Source organism: Synechococcus sp. WC101 (assembly GCF_047461555.1).
GTDB lineage: Bacteria > Cyanobacteriota > Cyanobacteriia > Thermostichales > Thermostichaceae > Thermostichus.
The window spans coordinates 1-16,913 of record NZ_JANSHG010000037.1; the positions used below are offsets into that span (position 1 = coordinate 1).

Sequence of the window (16,913 nt, forward strand, 5' to 3'; positions counted from 1 at the left end):
CCACTTTCGAGTCAGCCAAGATGGTTGCCAAGGCAGGGAGGAAGTTTGGTAGCAAGACAGCAAGGGCGATGCTCACCTGGGCGCACTACCGGTTCAAGCAGCTCCTGAAGTTTCAAGCCAAGAAGAAAAACGTGGTCGTCGTGGAAGTATCGGAAGCGTACACCAGCAAAACCTGTACCAAGTGCGGGCACATCCACACCAAGTTGGGTGGCGCAAAGGTGTTTAGATGCCCAAAGTGCAACCATAGGCTACCACGAGATTGGCAAGGCGCTCTGGGTGTTATGCTCAGAGCTTTGCGGGATACCGCCATCCTGTTCAGCAGTGGGCAGGATGCTATCGCTGCACCGTTGAGCGATAATGCTTAGCAGTGTTCAGCGTAAATGTATCAGGCACGGATATGCTTGTCACTCTGGAAAAAGCTGGGGAGATTCTTGCCAAAGGATCCCATACGGCGATTACGACAACAGACGGCAAGATCGCGCTGGTGCCAAAAGGAAAAGAGAACCTTAAGCTGACGGCCGCCGAAGCCATTAACTTGATGTTCTACGTCGTCCGCTCTGCCGACCCCCCAGAAGCAGTGATGGCACAACTGCAAGAGGCCGTTGCCAAGGCGCAAGCCCCTGATCCCGCCGAAGAACGCGCCAGAAGATATCGAGAAATCCGCGGAACTTAGCAGAAGCCGGTCGAGTCGGTTGCTCCAGGGCTCTCTGGACTAACTCGAGTTCCAGAATCAGAGGCTGGCAGGGCTGAGGGGAACCAATTTCCCGTCCGTAGTCAACCCCAGCAGCATCGGCTCCTGTGGCTGGATGGCCTGGCCAGTGAGGGCGCAACGCTGGGGCCGCTGAGCCGTGGCGGGGAAACTGGCCTGAATATCCTCGGCGGTGAGGGTGGCAGCCTCTTGAGAGTGGCGCAAGACATAGCCCCAGAGAATTTCGCGGATCAAGGCCTGGTAGCCCTGGCCGCCGGCCAACGCCTTCAGTCGTTGCTTCAGTTCCCGCTCCAGACGAATGCTGGTCACCTCCATCTCGGTGGTGGGAGTGCGAGGGTGGGCGTGGGCATGCATGCAGGGATCCTCTCCAAAGGCTTATACTACTCCTGTAGCACAAGGTGAGCACCGAGAGCATTCTAGGTGTAGAGATTTTGCCGCAGGTTTTATGGTTGAGCCGATCCCACCTCGTCGCCGCGCCTTAGAGCACCTGCTGAACCGGTTGGGGTTCAAGGATCCCGCCTGGCTGGAGCAACTGCGCTGGGATCTGTTGGATCAAGCTTTGATTCACCCTTCTCTGGATGGCCAGCGCAACAACGACCGGCTGGAGTTCTTAGGGGATTCTGTCCTGCGCATTTTGGCCACTGAGTTCTTGTTCCAGTCCTATCCCCACTTGTCGGTGGGAGAGCTGACCGCAGTTCGCTCGGATCTGATCAGCGATGCCCACCTGGCGGAACTGGCGGATCTGCATGGCCTAGAGCGCTACCTTGAGGTGGGATCCAGCTCCCAAAACGACCTGGCCGGACGGGAGCGGCGCTTAGCCGATGCTTTTGAGGCGGTGTTGGGATCCCTATACCTGAGCTGGGGCATGCACACCCTGGCCCGGCTGCATCCTTGGCTGGATCCCTACTTTCGCCAACGGGTGGAGCAGTGGTTCCAGGATCCCACTCGGCGCAACCCGAAAGCCGCGCTGCAGGAACTGACCCAACGCCTATGGGGCACCTTGCCGGAATATCGTCTGGTGGCTGCCCGGGAACACCCGCCGCACTTCACCATGGAAGTTTGGGGCCACGGCCAATGTTGGGGCCGCGGCGAGGGGCGCTCCAAAAAGGCGGCAGAAATGGCCGCTGCGGCCCAAGCCTACGGGCACTTGCAGTCGCAGGAAATAAGGTAGGCGCCACTACGAGGCGCTCCATGGGTGGCAACCGCTGTGGTAGCCGGCCTCTGCTTCCGGCACCGCCAGCCCGCTTCTACGGGGAGTTCTCGCCTCATCTCGCCTGCAGCTGCAAGCTGGGATCTGCATTGCCCAGCTTTTTGGGGGTTAGGCTGACAAGGGGGCAGAGCAGCGGCAGCCTGAGAGAGATGAGAGCGTTGAACCTAAGCTAGACCTAGCCAACGGTGCAACAAGAGTATGGATCCAAAATTGGAACAGCGCGCCCGCGAGCTGCGCGCTCTGCTGCAGAAGGCCAGCATTGCCTACTACGTCCACGATGCCCCCATTCTGGAAGACAGCGTTTACGACCGCCTCTACCGCGAGCTGCAGGAGCTGGAGCGGGCCTACCCCGAGCTCATCACCCCCGACAGCCCCACCCAGCGGGTAGGGGAAAAGCCCGCCGAGCAGTTCCCCACCGTTTCCCACCGCATCCCCCTCTACAGTCTGGAAAACGCCTTCAACCTGGAAGAGCTAAAGGAATGGCAAGAGCGCCTGTGGCGGGTTCTGGGGCGCACCCCTGAGGAAGGGGAGCTGGAATATGTGTGCGAGCTGAAAATTGACGGCGCTGCCCTGGCTCTTACCTATGTGGATGGGCTGCTGCAGCGGGGGGCCACCCGCGGCGATGGACAGTCAGGTGAGGACATTACCCCCAATATCCGCGCCATCCCTTCTATTCCCCTGCGCTTGGCAACCGCCGCTCCCCCGCCGGTCCTGGAGGTGCGAGGAGAGGCCTATCTCCCCATTGCTGAGTTCGAGCGCATCAACCGGGAGCGATGCTCCGCCGGGGATCCCCCCTTTGCCAACCCGCGCAACTGCGCCGCCGGCACCTTGCGCCAGTTGGATAGCCGCGTGGTTGCCGCCCGCAAGCTCAGCTTCTTTGCCTATGCCCTCCACTGGCCGGAGGGGTGGCCAAGCGGGGATCCCCCCCAAACCCAGTGGGAGTGTCTGCAGCGGCTAAAAGACCTGGGATTGCCCGTCAATCCTCTGTCCCAGGTGTGCCGGGGCCTCGAGGAGGTGGTCCAGTTCTACGAGCGGTGGCGGCAGGCCCAGCTTCCCTATGCCTGTGACGGTGTGGTAGTGAAGCTCAACTCCCTGCGGCTGCAAGAGGAGGCCGGCTTTACGCAAAAATTCCCCCGCTGGGCCATTGCCCTCAAATACCCTGCCCAGGAAGTCCCCACCCGCATTCGCGCCATCGTGGCCAGCGTAGGCCGCACCGGAGCCGTCACGCCGGTGGCGGAGCTGGAGCCGGTTCTTCTGGCGGGCACCACCGTCAGCCGCGCCAGCCTGCACAATGCCGATCGCCTGGAAGAGCTGGATGTCCACATCGGCGACACCGCCATCGTGCGCAAGGCCGGGGAGATCATCCCTGAGGTGGTGGGGATCCTCAAGGAGCTGCGCCCCCCCGATGCCGTTCCCTACCGCCTGCCCAGCCACTGTCCCGAGTGCGGCACCCTTTTGGTTCGCCCTGCCGGCGAGGCGATAACCCGCTGCCCCAACCCAGCTTGTCCGGCCAAGATCAGGGGGCAACTGCAGCACTGGGCCAGCCGCGACGCCATGGATATCGAGGGCCTGGGGGAAAAGCGGGTGGCCCAGTTAGTAGAAAAGCTGGGGGTGCGCACCGTGGCCGATCTCTACCGCCTCACCCCGGAACACTTGGAGAGCCTGGAGGGGATGGGATCCCGTTCCAGCCAGAAGCTGGTGCAGGCCATCCAGCGCTCCCGTCAACAGCCCTGGGAGCGCGTGCTCTACGGGCTGGGGATCCCCCATGTGGGGGTGGTGACCGCCCAGATTTTGGCCCAGCATTTCCCCGCCCCAGAACTCTTGGCCCAGGCCAGGGCTGAAGACATCGCCCAAATCTACGGGATAGGGGCGGAAATTGCCGAGGCGGTGGTGGCCTGGTTTGCCGATCCCGCCCACCAGAAGTTGTTGCAGGAGCTGCGGGAGCTGGGGATCCCTGCCCTGCCCCGGCAAGCGGCCCCTGCCGTCTCCCAGGTTCTGGCTGGGAAGAAGTTTGTCATCACCGGCACCCTGCCTACTCTCTCCCGCCAGCAGGCCAAGGCTTGGATTGAAAGCCGCGGCGGCAAAGTGACCGCCAGCGTCAGCCGCCAAACCGACTATGTGGTGGTAGGGTCGGATCCCGGCTCCAAACTCAAGCAGGCCCAGGCTTTGGGGATCCCTCTCCTGAGCGAGGCGGAGCTGCTGGCGTTGGATCCGAAGTGATCTCCATCCTTGACGAGAAAAAATTTGGAAAGGCCGGCTTGTCCTCGCCCTGGCGATGGTTTATCATGCGATTCTGTGAGGAGTGGACGCCAGAGGGGGAAGAGGACGAAACACGGACAGTCCCTTCCCCTTTTTGGTGCTTAAGATCTACCCTGGTTCCGCTCCAGAGGGTATCCAACCGAACCAAAAAGCCCACTTGCTTCCGACGACCGTCTTTGCCAGAGTTAGGAACATTCTACTATCATGAGAGTAGCGGAGACGCATGTTTCCGTTCACTCCTCACACCATCCGCCGCTCGACGTCGAGTCGGGCGGTTTTCTTATCAACTTTCTATCCAATCGCCGCAGAGCTATCCTCTACAGCCGGCTTAGGAAGCCCACAAGCTGGAAGGAAGTGCTAGACTAGTAGGTCAGTAAGTTCTGTCCCTTCAGTATTCCTACGCCTCTGCGGCCGCGCCCCACGTTTAAGCAGCACCAGAGCGTTCTGTCTTTCCTGGAATTCGCCGAACACAATAGCCAAGAGCAAACAGCAACGAGGATCCCATGGCCAAGCATGACTCCCACCTGAGATGCTCCTTCTGTAATAAGTCCCAGGATCAAGTGCGTAAGTTGATTGCGGGGCCGGGGGTCTACATCTGCGACGAGTGTGTGGAGCTGTGCAACGAGATTTTGGAGGAGGAACTCTACGACGGCAATACCCCACCTGCCACAGCCCCTGCTGCCAGCCGTCGCGAAACCCCTAGAAAATCCTCTCGCAGCTTGCCTTCTCTGGCACAGTTGCCTAAGCCGCGCGAGATCATGCGCTACCTTGACCAGTACGTGATTGGCCAAGAGAAGGCCAAGAAGGTTCTGTCGGTGGCGGTTTACAACCACTACAAGCGGCTGGCTGCTAAGGCCAACCCCAACAGCCTCGGAGCTGCGGAGCTGGATGAGGTGGAACTGCAAAAGTCCAACATTTTGGTCATTGGCCCCACCGGCTCCGGCAAAACCCTGCTGGCCGAAACCCTGGCCCGCATGTTGGATGTGCCCTTTGCCGTTGCCGATGCCACTACCCTCACCGAAGCCGGCTACGTCGGCGAAGATGTGGAAAACATCCTGTTGCGCCTGCTGCAGGTGGCGGACATGGATGTGGAAGAAGCCCAGCGCGGCATCATCTACATCGACGAAATCGACAAAATTGCCCGCAAGAGCGAAAACCCTTCCATTACCCGCGACGTTTCCGGCGAAGGGGTGCAGCAGGCTTTGTTGAAGATGCTGGAGGGAACTATTGCCAACGTGCCTCCGCAGGGAGGGCGCAAGCACCCCTACCAAGACTGCATTCAAATCGACACTTCCAACATTCTCTTCATCTGTGGGGGCGCTTTTGTCGGCCTGGAGAAGGTGATCGAGCAGCGCATTGGCAAAAAGTCGATGGGCTTTATCAAGCCAGGGGAGCAGCTAGCAGTTACCCGTGAGCAACGCCTGGCCGATGCCCTCAAGGCGCTGGAGCCGGAGGATTTGATCAAGTACGGCATGATCCCAGAATTCATAGGGCGGCTGCCGGTGGTGGCTACCCTGGATCCCCTGGACGAGAAGGCCCTCGAGGCCATCTTGACGCAGCCTAAAAATGCCATCCTCAAGCAGGCCCAGAAGCTGTTGCGCATGGACGGGGTGGAGCTAGAGTTCGAGCCGGCTGCCATTTCTGCCATTGCCAAGGAAGCCTACCGTCGCAAAACGGGGGCGCGGGCGCTGCGGGCCATTGTGGAAGAGCTAATGCTGGACGTGATGTACGAGGTTCCCTCTCGCCGGGATATCAAATACGTGCGCATCACGGCCGAGATGGTGGAGCGCCGTTCCACGCACGAGCTGATCCCTCACCCTTCCACCCTGCCTAAACCTGAGTCTGCCTAGGGTCACAGCCCTGCTGGATCCCGCTGCGTCGGCATATGATCAGTGTTTGGTCTTGCAAGGAAGGGCAAGGGGGCGCATGGGGCGGGCGGATCGCGAGTATGCGGTGATCGGTCTGGGACGCTTCGGCACGAGCTTGGCCCTCACGCTGATGGAGCGAGGGCACAATGTTTTGGGGATCGACCGCAGCCGGGAGATTGTGCAGCGTCTGGCGGATCAGCTAACGCAGGTGGTGGCGCTGGATTCCAGCGATGAGGATGCCCTGCGGGCGGTGGATATTCTCTCCTTCGACACCGTGGTGGTGGCCATCGGCAGCGATTTCGAGAGCAATCTGTTGACGACGGTGGCCCTCAAGAGTTTGGGGGTGCGCAACGTGGTTTGCAAGGCTTCGACAGAGCGGCAACGCTCGATTCTCTTGCGAGTGGGAGCGGATCGGGTGGTGTTGCCGGAGCAGGAGGCGGGGCGACGTTTGGCTCAGGTGCTGACGGCACCAGGGATCCTAGATCAATTGGAGCTGGAGCCGGGTTACAGCATCACCGAGCTGGAGGTGCCGGAGGCGCTGGTGGGCCATACGCTGGCGGAGTCGGACTTGCGTCGCCGCTTCGGCATCACAGTTTTGGTGGTGAAGCGAAAACAATCGTTGGTGGTTTCTCCCCCGGCAGATTACCTGCTGGAGAAGGGGGATCTGCTGGTGGTGCTGGGGGCCAATACCAACATCTCGCGGCTGAACGAGATGTAACGGGGGATCCGATGAGAGAAGGCTGCGTCCCGCCGCCGCAACCCGAGGGGGCTGAGGGATGGGTGTCTCCCCGATCTTCAGGAACCCCTCGCCCGACGCTGCCTCAGTCCTCTTGGATCCCGGCCAGTCGCTTACACCGGCTCTTTTTTGGGGACAGGCGTCGCCCGCTGCCGCCGCCCCTGCGCCTGGTCGCGGGGTTGGGCCTGCTGGCGGTGGTGGGGACTTTGCTACTGATGCTGCCGGGAATTGGGCGCGGGGATCCCTTGAGCTGGAATGAGGCGCTGTTTACGGCCATGTCCGCCCTGAGCGTAACGGGTCTCTCGACGATTGTGGCGGCGGAGGATCTCACTTTGTTCGGCCAGATCGTGTTGCTGCTGTTGATCCAAATTGGCGGGGTCGGCTTCATGGTGCTGGCGGTGGTGGTCTTTCAACTGCTCGGGCGGCGCATTTCCCTGCTCAACCGCTTGGCGCTGTGCAACTCGCTGGGCCTGATCGATCCGGGGGCTATTCTCGAATTGACGCGGCGGGTGTTGATCGGGGTCACCCTGATTGAGCTGGGCGGAGCTTTGCTGCTCTGGGTGCACTGGCGGGATCTCTACGGGCCGGAGCGAGCAGTTTTTCTGGCGATTTTTCACGCGGTCTCGGCCTTTTGCAATGCGGGGTTTGATCTATTTGGCGCCGAAGGGATCCCTACGGATGGCCTGTCGCTGGCGATCTTGGCGGCTCTGATTTTTATCGGCGGCTTGGGCATCCCGGTTTTGTCGGATCTGCTAACTTGGCCCCGGGGCCACCGCCCCTCTCTGCACACCCGCATCACCCTGGTCGTGGTGGTGGTCTTGCTCTGCACGGGCGGACTGGGGATGTTCTTGGCCGAGAGCTTGCCCCAGGGATCCTTGCAGGAGGTAAGCTGGCCCCGCCGCTTGGGCCTGACATTTTTTCAATCGGTTTCGGCCCGTACCGCCGGGTTCGCCGGGACCCCCATTGAGGATTTGACCCCGGCAAGTCAGTTGTTGCTGATGGCTCTCATGTTTATCGGGGCAGCTCCGGCTTCCATGGGGGGTGGCATCACCACCGGCACCTTGGCAGTGTTGGTGTTGGCCTTGTGGGGCTATGCCCGCGGTTTGCCCAGCGCCCAGATTGCGGGGCGCAGTTTGGATCCCTCGATGGTGCGCAAGGCAGCAGCGGTGTTGACCGTCTCTCTGTTCGTGGTGCTATTGGCAACTTGGCTGATCTTAATTACCCACCACCACAGCAGGCTGGATCCGGTGCTCTTCGAGGTCATCTCCGCTTTTGCTACCTGTGGCCTCTCGACGGGGTTCACGGGGGAGCTGAATTTGTTCGGCCAACTGATTATCGTTTTGGTGATGTTCTGGGGCCGGCTGGGGGCGTTAACCATTGTCCTGGCTTTGGCCCAGCAGCAACCGCGTCAGTTGGTGATCTACCCGGAAGAGCCAATTTTAATCGGGTAATCTCCTGACCAGAGGACAAGGAAATCCAAAGGGGGAGAGCAGAGGTTGGAGGTGGTTCCCCAGCTCACAGCCCCGCCGGGAAATCTCCAGCTTCCCTCGGAGGCAGCCCCGAGGTTTCCCCCAAGCGGCCTCCGCTAGACTGAGTAACAGGTAACCTCAGCTACCCCCTCGTTGTCCCTTGCGTATTGGGAGCTTTCCGTGTCCAAGTTCCTCCTAATCGGTTCTACCGAACCTTTCAGCGGCAAGTCGGCGGCTGTCTTGGGTTTGGCCAAGCATCTGCAGCAACAAGGAGTGAAAATTACTTATGGGAAGCCGCTCGGATCTTGCGCCCGGGAGGATGGATCCCCGGAAGGGATAGACCCGGATATGCGCTTTGTAGCGGAGACGCTGCGGCTGACCCAGATGCCACCCATGCTTTTCCAGCTCGACGAAGAGGCGTTGCTGACCCATATCCAGCAGTCTCCGGGGGAGCCAGATCCCGCGCGCTCTGTCGCCCCTCTGCTGAAGTTTGCCACGGGATCCGCTGCGGATTTGATCCTGCTAGAGGGCCCGGCCGATCTCTACGAGGGCGAGTTGTTCGGCCTCTCCCTGGCCAAAATGGCCCAAGCCCTGGATGCTCAGGTACTGCTGATCAGCCGCTACCATTCCCCTTTGGCGGTCGATTCTCTTCTCTTTGCCCACCGCCAACTGGGATCCCATTTGGCCGGCGTGCTGCTCAACGATGTGCCACCCGACCAGATGGAGCCGGCAAAGACCATCGTTCGACCCTTTCTGGAGGCGCAAGGGATCCCGGTTTTGGGCATTTTGCCCTCCCACCGCATTTTGCGCAGCATCAGCGTTGGGGAGCTGGCGCGGCAACTGGAGGCCGAGGTGCTCTGCTGCCCGGATCGGATGGACTTGATGGTCGAAGACATCGCGGTGGGGGCGATGAACGTCAACTCCGCCTTGAAGTACTTCCGCAAGCTGGAGCACAAGGCGGTGATCACCGGCGGCGACCGCACCGATATTCAACTGGCCGCCCTGGAAACCTCCACCCTCTGCCTAATCTTGACCGGCAAGCTGCCTCTGGATCCCCGCATCCGGGCGCGGGCCGAAGAACTGGAAGTGCCGATCCTCTCCGTGGATCTGGATACCTTCACCACCATCAATCGCATCGAGCGGGTTTTCGGCCAGATCCGCCTGCACGAGGAGGTTAAGGTTCGCTGCATCCAGGAGTTAATGTCAGCAAACTTTGACTTTTCCCGCCTTTATGCCCATCTGGGCCTGACACAATCCCTAGCGTCGGCAGCAGGTGCATAAAAAAGTTATCTAGGGCTTCTCTACATCTAGCCCTTAGTAAGGCATATGTCCAGATGAGAAACACTATCTGTAACCAAGGGGGAACAGATTTTCTCTACCGTCCTGATTTCTAGTGTCTGGCGCTTGCTCCCGTTTGCAATGATTTCTGCAAGAAAACGCAGAGATCGTCTGCCATTTGCGGCTACCCACCGGCTTCAAGAGATATCATGCAAGTATTCATCACCTCAACACACCACTCCTCCCCCAGCTTTTCTGGGGGTTTTTATTCGCGCTGTTTGGCCAAATAACTCGGCTTCTGATGCCTCTACAGGCTTATGCTGCCGGTAGCGCGAAAAGATACTTTTCCAGCCACGACGGCGCCGACAGGCCCTCCAGGGGGTAGAATGCAGTTGCCGGTGTCGGCTAGGGATCCCATCATGGCCAAGAGCTTACGTCCGGGCAACCGCCAAGTAGCACCTCCCCCACGGCTGGCCGATTGCCCTCCTAGTGGCATTTTTACCGACGGGGGCTGTTCCCCCAATCCAGGGCCAGGGGGATGGGCGGTGGTGGTGGTTGAGGATGACCAGATTGTGGATGAGTTTTACGGAGGGGATCCCGCCAGCACCAACAACCGTATGGAATTGACCGGCCTCATTCGGGCTTTGCAATATTGTCGCGACACCCAGAGCAACAGCATAGACACCATCTACAGCGATTCCCACCTTTGCGTACAGACCTACAACGATTGGATGGAGCGCTGGGCAGCGCAGGGGTGGCGGCAGCGCACGGGGCCGGTGGAAAACTTGGATCTGGTGCAGGAGCTGTATCAACTCAAGCAGCAGTGCCCGCAGGTGCGGGTGGCCTGGATCCCAGCCCATCGGGGTCTGCGCTGGAACGAATATGTGGATGAGCTGGTCGCCCGCGCCCGACCCAAGTAGCTGATTTATTTCGATACTTCGGTGAAGGCCTGGGATCACAGACAGGGGCTAAGTCCATCGCCTATGCTCAAGAGGACGGCTCGTTGCAGGTGGGGTATGCAGGCCCAACTTTATCGTCGCTCTCGTCCGCTCTCCCTGACGTTGATGGCGGTGGGGAGCTCTTGGCTTTTGGGATCCTGTCAGCTCAGGGCACCCCAGGTGCAGTTGCCTGGCGATGTTCTGCCCGAGACGGCGCTGGTTCCCCAATCGGCACCTCTGGTGCTGGCCCTTTCTACCAAACCGGAAGAGTTGCTCCGCACCCACCCTGACCTTTTGGCCCGTTGGGAAAGCTGGACGGCAGAAGCTTGGGCCAGCACTGGCCAGGAGTTTTCTCGGGAAGAGATGCAAGCTTGGGCCGGGGATCACTTTACGCTGGCGGTGGTGATCCCCAATTTGGTGCCAGGGGCGGCGGAGCCGGTGCCTGGGATCCTGTGGGGAGCCAGCACCCGCAACGCCGATCTGTCCAGGCAATTTCTGGCCCAAGTGCGGCAACAGGCAGAGGCAGAAGGGGCCAACTTTGAGCAGCGCCAGGAGCAAGGAGTGACTCTCTACGTGCAAACCAACGGCAAGCCGGGCGAACGGTGGGTGACGGCGGAGTTTGGCAACCGCTTCGTGGCCCTGGCCAACGATCCCAAGGTGATGCAGCGGGCGATTGCTGTCTATCGCGGCGAGGCGGAGCCCATCAGCCGCGCCGAAGGTTTCCGCACCGCCGTGGGCGATCTCTACCAGAAGCCGGGCACCCTGGCTTTTGCCTACTTCAATTTCCAGGCCCTCCACGACGACCCCACATCCTTTAAAGATTGGATGCCGGATCTAGATCCGGAAGAGCTGGGATCCCTGCAGCCGCTGCGCTCTCTGGCCATGGCCGCCCACTGGCGGGAGCAGGGCCTGCAGATGCGCATGCTCACCCAACTGGATCCCCAAACCCCGCTGCTGGGCAAGTGGCAAACCGCCCGGGGCGAGCTGATCCGGCGGCTGCCCGGCAGTGCCCTGGCGGTGATCACCACCCAGCAGGTGGCCCAGCGCTGGCAAGCGGTTGTCTCTGAACTGGAAAAGGATCCCCAGGCCAAAGAGTTGCTGGATGAGCTGCGGGCCGAGTTCCGGGCCAATACCCGCCTGGATTTGGATCAAGACCTGATGGCTTGGCTGGACGGGGAGATGGCCCTGCTGGTGGCGCCCGATGCCCAGGCCCACCCCTTCTTGCAGGGCATGGGGGCGGCTTTGCTCGTCGAGAGCAGCCAAAAAGATAAGGCCAACGCAGCTCTGGCCCAGTTGGATCGGCTGGCCCAAGAGTCGGGCGCGCGAGTAACAGAAGCCGAGGGCCAGGTCACCTGGGCGGATCCCTTGTTTAAACGTCCGCTCTTGGTGCGGTCTTGGGAAGGCAACTACCTGATGGTTACCACCAGCACGGCGGCGCTGCAAACCCTTGCCCAACGCCAGGGCAATTGGATCCCTCAAACCGAGCCGCTGAAGACCCTCTACGAGCAGTTGCCCAAGCCCAACTACGGCTACTTTTTGCTCAACTGGCGCGGCATCCGCACAGTGCTAGAAGCCGCTTTGCCGGGTGGGCTGGCAAGCTTGGAGCCGGAGGCCCGCGAGCTACTGACCCGTATCGATGGGTTGGGGATCACCAGCTACCCCGTCGGAGATCACGCCCTTGGACTGGAGCTGCTGGTCACGGTGCCGCCCAAGCCACAGCCGTAAGAGAGGGGCCGGCGGTGAGGGCTACAACCGGATCAGACCGTAGGTGAGGGCGTAGCGCACCAGCTCGGTGCGGCTGCTGGTGCCCGTCTTGTTGAGGAGGCGGGTGACGTATTTTTCCACGTTGCGCACGCTGGTCTGCAGTTGCTTAGCGATCTCCTTGTTCATCAACCCCTCCGCCACCTTCTCCAACACCTGCTGTTCTCGTGGCGTCAGCTCTACCTTGATGGGTGGAGGCAAGGGGGTAGGGGCAGAGGGCTGTGGAGGAGGAGCGGCAGCCAGGGTACGCTCCGACAACAGGGCGCGAATCGAGGCCAGCTCGCGGGCCACTACCTCCGAGGGGCTGGCCGCGCGGGAGCGCTCGATGAGATTGGAGACAATGGCCACCAGCTCCTCCGGGTCGAATGGCTTGGGCAAGTAGGCATCGACGCCGGCCCGGTAGCCCTGGATGCGGTCGGCGGTCATCCCCTTGGCGGTGAGGAAGACCACGGGCAGGTGGCTGTAGGGATCGAGTTTTCGCACTTGCGCCAAAAATTGGTAGCCGTCCATGCCCGGCATCATGATGTCGGAAATAATCAACTGTGGCTGCGTCGTGCTGAGCAGTTGCAGGGCTTGCTGGGCATTGGCAGCCGGGATCACCTCAAAGCCGCTGTCTTCTAGATAGGCTTGCACTGCTTCCCGCAAGCCTGGCTCGTCATCCACCAACAAGATGCGGGCCCGTGCCGAGGCAGGTTCGGATTTGGCTTGAGCGGAGGGGGCCATTGTGCAGCTCCTGGATAGCTTTCAAGATTTTGGCTGGAAGAGACATACCTGCTCCATTTAAGCCCTACTGGGCCGTGAGCAATCTGAGGCAGAAGCAGGAGCCCTGGGGGGAGCTTTCCACCTCGAGATCTCCTCCCATTTGGGCGGCCAAGTCGCGGCTGATGGCCAACCCCAGCCCCTGCCCCGGCTTGGAGGGATCGGCGCGAAAAAACGGATCGAAGATCCGCTCCAGGTTCTCAGGATGGATGCCGGGGCCGTTGTCGCAGACGGCGATCCACACCTCCTGGCAAGAGGAGGCGCTTGAGCCTCTCGCTTCCTCGGCGGGCTTGACCTCTACCCTGAGCTGGATATCGCCGGGGGGCGGGGTGTACTTGCAGGCGTTGTCGATTAAGTTATCCAACACCTGGCGCAGGGCGCGGGGATCTGCCAGTACCGGCGGCAGGAAAGGGGGAAGAACGGCCTGAAAGCGATGTCCCTGCGCTTCCGCCAGGGCCTGATAAATAGGGCTCCACTCCCGCAGCAGGTCGGCCAAGGAGAGGGGCCGAAGTTGGAGAGGAGCCGGGATCCCGTCCAAGCGCTCCAGCTCCGCCAGCAGATCCTGCAGATGCTTGCACTCCTGTTCAATGCTCAGGCCAATCCAGTGGTTGCGATCGTCGGGGGGCAGACGCTTTTGCAACAACTTGGCCAGCGTGCTCAGGGCGGTTAGAGGATTGCGCATCTCGTGGAGCAAGGTGGAGAGCTGCTGGGCAGATAGAGTGATCCCCCCGCCAGGCCTGGGATCCCCGCCCCCACAGACGGGCTCAGGCTCTGGGTGAGGTTCGGCAACTTTTTTCGCTCTCGGCATGGATCCCCTCTTTCAACTCTCCTGGAGCAAGCAAATCGATCCTAGCCCCATCCTCCCTGGGATTTGCCACTTCAGACCGGCTCCAGGCCGGCGGACTAGAGCTGGCGGGGTAAGTAGATATTGAGAATTTCCCCTTGCCGAGCCCGATGGCGCACAGTGAGATAGCCCCCCAAAGCTCGGAACAGGGTTCGGGCTACTGGCAGGCTGAGGCTAATGGCCCCGGTATCTGGCTGCACCACCAACAACTGGCCAATTGGCTGAGGGGACTTAAGTTCCAGGCTAGGGGTGTCGCTCCCCTCGGGGGTGTTTACCTGGAACTGCAGCTTCACCAGCTCGCCAGCGCTGAGCAATTGGGCGCGGATGCGGCTGCCAGCGGGAGTACTACGGGCTAGGCGGTCGATAATTCCAAATAGCACCGCCTCCAGGGCTTTGGGATCGCTGACCACATCGGGCAGCTCGGCAGGGATCTCCAACTCCAAGCGGGATCCCCGCCGTTCCACCTGTTCCTGCCAGCGGGGCAGGTTTTGCCGCACCAAGTCCACCAGCGCAATCGGCTCCAGTTGCAACCGACGTCCCTCGCCTGGCGTGGCAGCGGGCATGACCGTTTCTGTGGCCTGGAAAAACAGACCGAAACGGTTGATTTGCTCGGTGCACTCGCGGTCGATCTTCTCCACGTATTCCCGCACCCGCGGTGGCAGGTCGCGCCGCTTCAGGATGAGGCTGACCAAGGTGCGGATGGTGCTGAGGGGCGTCTGGATCTCGTGGATGAGAGCCCGCAACAACTCTGCCTCCGAGAGGCTGCCCGCTTGCTCTGGCTCGGCTTGGGGAGCGGAGGAGCGGCCGTGGGCGGGAGGCTGAGGCGCCGGCGAGGAAGCGGAAGATGAAGAAGCCGGGATCTGCCTTGCTGCTGGTGGCGGTGGAGGCACAGCGGCAGCCTCCTGTTCTGCCCTGGCAGGGGGCAGGCGGGCGGGCGGGGATCCAAACTCGGCCAGGTTACCCAGCAGAAGGAAGCTGCTGAAGCGGGCCAACACCCGTACATGCGGCTGCATCAGAGGATAGTGGCGGGCCAACTCCTGCCAAGCGGCCAGCCGGTCTGGCCTGCCCTGTTGAACCCGTTGCTCCAGGCTCTGCCAGGCTCGTCGGATCACCTCCGGCTCAAAAGAGACCATCATCCCCCTCTGCCGGGTGTGGGGATGGTGACCCTGGGCAGCTACTGCCGAAAAAACAGGGGTGAGCAGCAACAGAAAAGGCTCCTCCACCAGTGGATCCCGCGGCAGGAGAGGGATCACCGTCTGCCCAGGGGTGAGGATTGACTCAGGGGAAAAATCCGGGCTGAACAACCAGGGGGGTTCCCGTGCCGGCTCCCAAGAGTGGCGGGGAAGATGCAGCGCATCCATGGGCAGCGGCAGTTGGGGTAAGGGATCCTGCACCACCCAAGGGGGCCACCAGGAGACCGGCCCCCCGATCACCACGCCAAACTGTCCAACCTCTTGCCATAGCTGGAGCAGGGCTGCCACCGTCTGCTGCCAAGAGCGCTCTCCCGCCCCCGGCAACCATTCTGGCAAGGGTAGAGCGGCCCACAAGGCTTCCATCAAGGACAGAAATCGGCGGCTGTTCACGGATCCCTTTGATCCCACCCTTCCCCTGTAGGCTAGCGGTTGTGGAGCTTCTAGGACAGCGGAAAACCTCACCTTCTCCAGGGCGGATCCCCGTCTTGCTCACCCAATCCGTCCATCTGGCAGAGTCGCCCCGCGCAGGTTGGCTCCCGCGAGGTTGGCGGTGCTGAGGTCGGCGCGGGTGAGGATGGCCTCGCGGAGATCGGCATTTTCCAGGTTGGTGCGGCCCAGATAGGCATCCACCAGGCTGGCCGATCTCAGGTCGGCCCCGGCCAGGTTAGCCCGACTCAGATCCGTCCGCGCCAGCTTGGCCGAGCGCAGGCAGGCGGCGGAAAGATCGGCTCCCGCCAGATCTGCCTCGCTGAGGTTGGCTTCCGCCAAGTTGACCTGGCTGAGCATGGCTTCCTTCAAGTTGGCCCGCCCCATCTGCACCCCCTGTAGGTCCCCGCCCAGAAAGGAAGCTCCCCTCAGGTCGGCGTTGCTGAGGAGGGCCCCGCGCAAACAGGCCCGCTGTAGGTTGGCTCCCTGTAAGTGGGCTCCGATTAAACTGGCCTCTTTGAGATTGGCCCCCCTTAGGTCGGCCCGCGTCAAATCCGCTCCCGCCAGGTTGGCCCCGCTCAGGTCGGCGCGGCTGAGATTGGCGCTGCGCAGCACGGCTGCCCGGCGACTCTCGAAACGGAGATTGGCCCCCCGCAGGCAAGCCCCCCCCAGGTTGGCGCTGGTGAGGTTGGCCCAGCGCAGATCCGCCTCTAGCAAGTTGGCGTCGATCAACAGAGCCAGCGTCAAGTTAGCCCCGTGCAAGTCCGCCCCTTGCAACGTGGTGCCGTGCAAATGCGCATCTCTGAGATCTGCCTCGCTCAGGTCAGCCTGGCTGAGGTTGGCCCCACTGAGATTCGCTCCCACCAAGTTGGCCTTCTGCAGCTTGGCCCGCCCCAGGTAGGCAAAGATCAAGTTGATACCATGCAGGTCGGCCTGAGAAAGGTCTATCCCGATCAAATCCGCTCGGCTCAGATCCAGAGCGGCCAGGTTCTCGCCTGCAAAGTTAACCCGTCCTGCCCGGTACAGTCGGAGCAGATCTTTGGCATCCATTGGCATCCATAGAATCCATGGAAGAGAGCTGATCCCGCGCTCATGGCCATTCTAAAGCGAGACACTGCACTGGAGCGCCAGCATTATCGGCTCTAGGGAAGGCAAAGGACTTGGCCTCGCCGGCGCGACCAAAAAAGTAGGGTGGCCGCCAGGGTAACAGCAGAGCGGTTGGACAGCGCCTTTGAAGGTTCGTTTCGGGACTCCGAAGAATCTCTGCCCTCAAGGGTGAGGAGGGTCAGGGCTTTCGCGCCCGGCGCTGTCTTGGATGTTGGCAGCGGCGAAGCGGCATCCCTCACCCCCCACCCCTCTCCCACTGGGAGAGGGGGGCTGCTCCTACAGCTACAGCTCTCTCTGACTTCAGGCGAGTTGACGGGATCCCAGAATGGCGGGCTTGGTTTTCAAACCAGGCCAAA

Annotated in this window: 15 protein-coding genes; 10 read left to right on the top strand and 5 right to left on the bottom strand. The window is 61.4% G+C overall.

Annotation, left to right across the window (positions count from 1 at the left end):
* Together NW809_RS04150 and NW809_RS04155 are read left to right on the top strand one after the other, a co-directional pair.
* The coding region (locus tag NW809_RS04150; protein ID WP_414401589.1) for a zinc ribbon domain-containing protein at window positions 1-365 on the top strand (365 nt) is incomplete at its 5' end.
* A gap of 32 nt (window positions 366-397) precedes the next feature.
* Window positions 398-673 carry a hypothetical protein gene (locus tag NW809_RS04155; protein ID WP_041438897.1) on the top strand — a complete coding sequence of 92 codons (276 nt, stop codon included), beginning with the start codon at window positions 398-400 and terminating at the stop codon, window positions 671-673.
* A 57-nt stretch (window positions 674-730) separates the two neighbouring features.
* On the opposite strand, the gene NW809_RS04160 is transcribed toward NW809_RS04155, so the two are convergent.
* The gene (locus NW809_RS04160) at window positions 731-1,063 is read right to left on the bottom strand and encodes a hypothetical protein (RefSeq protein WP_011429695.1); all 333 of its coding nucleotides are present in this window, start codon (window positions 1,061-1,063) and stop codon (window positions 731-733) included.
* Window positions 1,064-1,154: 91 nt separating this feature from the next.
* Between NW809_RS04160 and rnc the strand changes: the two genes are divergently transcribed.
* The 8 genes from rnc to NW809_RS04200 all read left to right on the top strand — a co-directional run bounded on the left by rnc (window position 1,155) and on the right by NW809_RS04200 (window position 12,192).
* Complete coding sequence (gene rnc, locus NW809_RS04165; RefSeq protein WP_011429694.1) at window positions 1,155-1,880, top strand: ribonuclease III; 726 nt, start codon at window positions 1,155-1,157, stop codon at window positions 1,878-1,880.
* 237 nt (window positions 1,881-2,117) lie between these two features.
* Window positions 2,118-4,139, top strand: coding sequence for an NAD-dependent DNA ligase LigA (gene ligA, locus NW809_RS04170; RefSeq protein ID WP_011429693.1), 2,022 nt, complete (start codon window positions 2,118-2,120; stop codon window positions 4,137-4,139).
* Window positions 4,140-4,681: 542 nt separating this feature from the next.
* Window positions 4,682-6,028: an ATP-dependent protease ATP-binding subunit ClpX gene (gene clpX, locus NW809_RS04175; protein ID WP_011429692.1), complete on the top strand. Its 1,347-nt coding sequence runs from the start codon at window positions 4,682-4,684 to the stop codon at window positions 6,026-6,028.
* A 76-nt stretch (window positions 6,029-6,104) separates the two neighbouring features.
* Window positions 6,105-6,764 carry a potassium channel family protein gene (locus NW809_RS04180; protein WP_011429691.1) on the top strand — a complete coding sequence of 220 codons (660 nt, stop codon included), beginning with the start codon at window positions 6,105-6,107 and terminating at the stop codon, window positions 6,762-6,764.
* 62 nt (window positions 6,765-6,826) lie between these two features.
* Complete coding sequence (locus tag NW809_RS04185; RefSeq protein WP_414401590.1) at window positions 6,827-8,233, top strand: TrkH family potassium uptake protein; 1,407 nt, start codon at window positions 6,827-6,829, stop codon at window positions 8,231-8,233.
* A gap of 198 nt (window positions 8,234-8,431) precedes the next feature.
* Window positions 8,432-9,532: a phosphotransacetylase family protein gene (locus NW809_RS04190; protein ID WP_099835615.1), complete on the top strand. Its 1,101-nt coding sequence runs from the start codon at window positions 8,432-8,434 to the stop codon at window positions 9,530-9,532.
* A gap of 383 nt (window positions 9,533-9,915) precedes the next feature.
* Complete coding sequence (locus tag NW809_RS04195; protein ID WP_414401591.1) at window positions 9,916-10,449, top strand: ribonuclease H family protein; 534 nt, start codon at window positions 9,916-9,918, stop codon at window positions 10,447-10,449.
* 96 nt (window positions 10,450-10,545) lie between these two features.
* A complete protein-coding gene (locus NW809_RS04200; RefSeq protein WP_414401592.1) occupies window positions 10,546-12,192 on the top strand; it encodes a DUF3352 domain-containing protein in 1,647 nt (548 codons plus the stop codon).
* A gap of 21 nt (window positions 12,193-12,213) precedes the next feature.
* On the opposite strand, the gene NW809_RS04205 is transcribed toward NW809_RS04200, so the two are convergent.
* The 4 genes from NW809_RS04205 to NW809_RS04220 form a co-directional block, all read right to left on the bottom strand.
* Complete coding sequence (locus NW809_RS04205) at window positions 12,214-12,951, bottom strand: response regulator (protein WP_414401593.1); 738 nt, start codon at window positions 12,949-12,951, stop codon at window positions 12,214-12,216.
* A 64-nt stretch (window positions 12,952-13,015) separates the two neighbouring features.
* Window positions 13,016-13,795 carry a sensor histidine kinase gene (locus tag NW809_RS04210; RefSeq protein WP_414401594.1) on the bottom strand — a complete coding sequence of 260 codons (780 nt, stop codon included), beginning with the start codon at window positions 13,793-13,795 and terminating at the stop codon, window positions 13,016-13,018.
* A gap of 95 nt (window positions 13,796-13,890) precedes the next feature.
* Window positions 13,891-15,414: a sensor histidine kinase gene (locus NW809_RS04215; protein WP_414401595.1), complete on the bottom strand. Its 1,524-nt coding sequence runs from the start codon at window positions 15,412-15,414 to the stop codon at window positions 13,891-13,893.
* Window positions 15,415-15,513: 99 nt separating this feature from the next.
* Window positions 15,514-16,500 carry a pentapeptide repeat-containing protein gene (locus NW809_RS04220; RefSeq protein ID WP_168173314.1) on the bottom strand — a complete coding sequence of 329 codons (987 nt, stop codon included), beginning with the start codon at window positions 16,498-16,500 and terminating at the stop codon, window positions 15,514-15,516.
* Window positions 16,501-16,913 lie beyond the last annotated feature (413 nt).

Excerpts from the sequence above, each read along its gene's own strand:
- NW809_RS04155 (WP_041438897.1), top strand. The coding sequence starts at position 398 with ATGCTTGTCACTCTGGAAAAAGCTGGGGAGATTCTTGCCAAAGGATCC.
- NW809_RS04160 (WP_011429695.1), bottom strand. The coding sequence starts at position 1,063 with ATGCATGCCCACGCCCACCCTCGCACTCCCACCACCGAGATGGAGGTG.
- rnc (WP_011429694.1), top strand. The coding sequence starts at position 1,155 with ATGGTTGAGCCGATCCCACCTCGTCGCCGCGCCTTAGAGCACCTGCTG.
- ligA (WP_011429693.1), top strand. The coding sequence starts at position 2,118 with ATGGATCCAAAATTGGAACAGCGCGCCCGCGAGCTGCGCGCTCTGCTG.
- clpX (WP_011429692.1), top strand. The coding sequence starts at position 4,682 with ATGGCCAAGCATGACTCCCACCTGAGATGCTCCTTCTGTAATAAGTCC.
- NW809_RS04180 (WP_011429691.1), top strand. The coding sequence starts at position 6,105 with ATGGGGCGGGCGGATCGCGAGTATGCGGTGATCGGTCTGGGACGCTTC.
- NW809_RS04195 (WP_414401591.1), top strand. The coding sequence starts at position 9,916 with ATGCAGTTGCCGGTGTCGGCTAGGGATCCCATCATGGCCAAGAGCTTA.
- NW809_RS04200 (WP_414401592.1), top strand. The coding sequence starts at position 10,546 with ATGCAGGCCCAACTTTATCGTCGCTCTCGTCCGCTCTCCCTGACGTTG.
- NW809_RS04205 (WP_414401593.1), bottom strand. The coding sequence starts at position 12,951 with ATGGCCCCCTCCGCTCAAGCCAAATCCGAACCTGCCTCGGCACGGGCC.
- NW809_RS04210 (WP_414401594.1), bottom strand. The coding sequence starts at position 13,795 with ATGCCGAGAGCGAAAAAAGTTGCCGAACCTCACCCAGAGCCTGAGCCC.
- NW809_RS04220 (WP_168173314.1), bottom strand. The coding sequence starts at position 16,500 with ATGGATGCCAAAGATCTGCTCCGACTGTACCGGGCAGGACGGGTTAAC.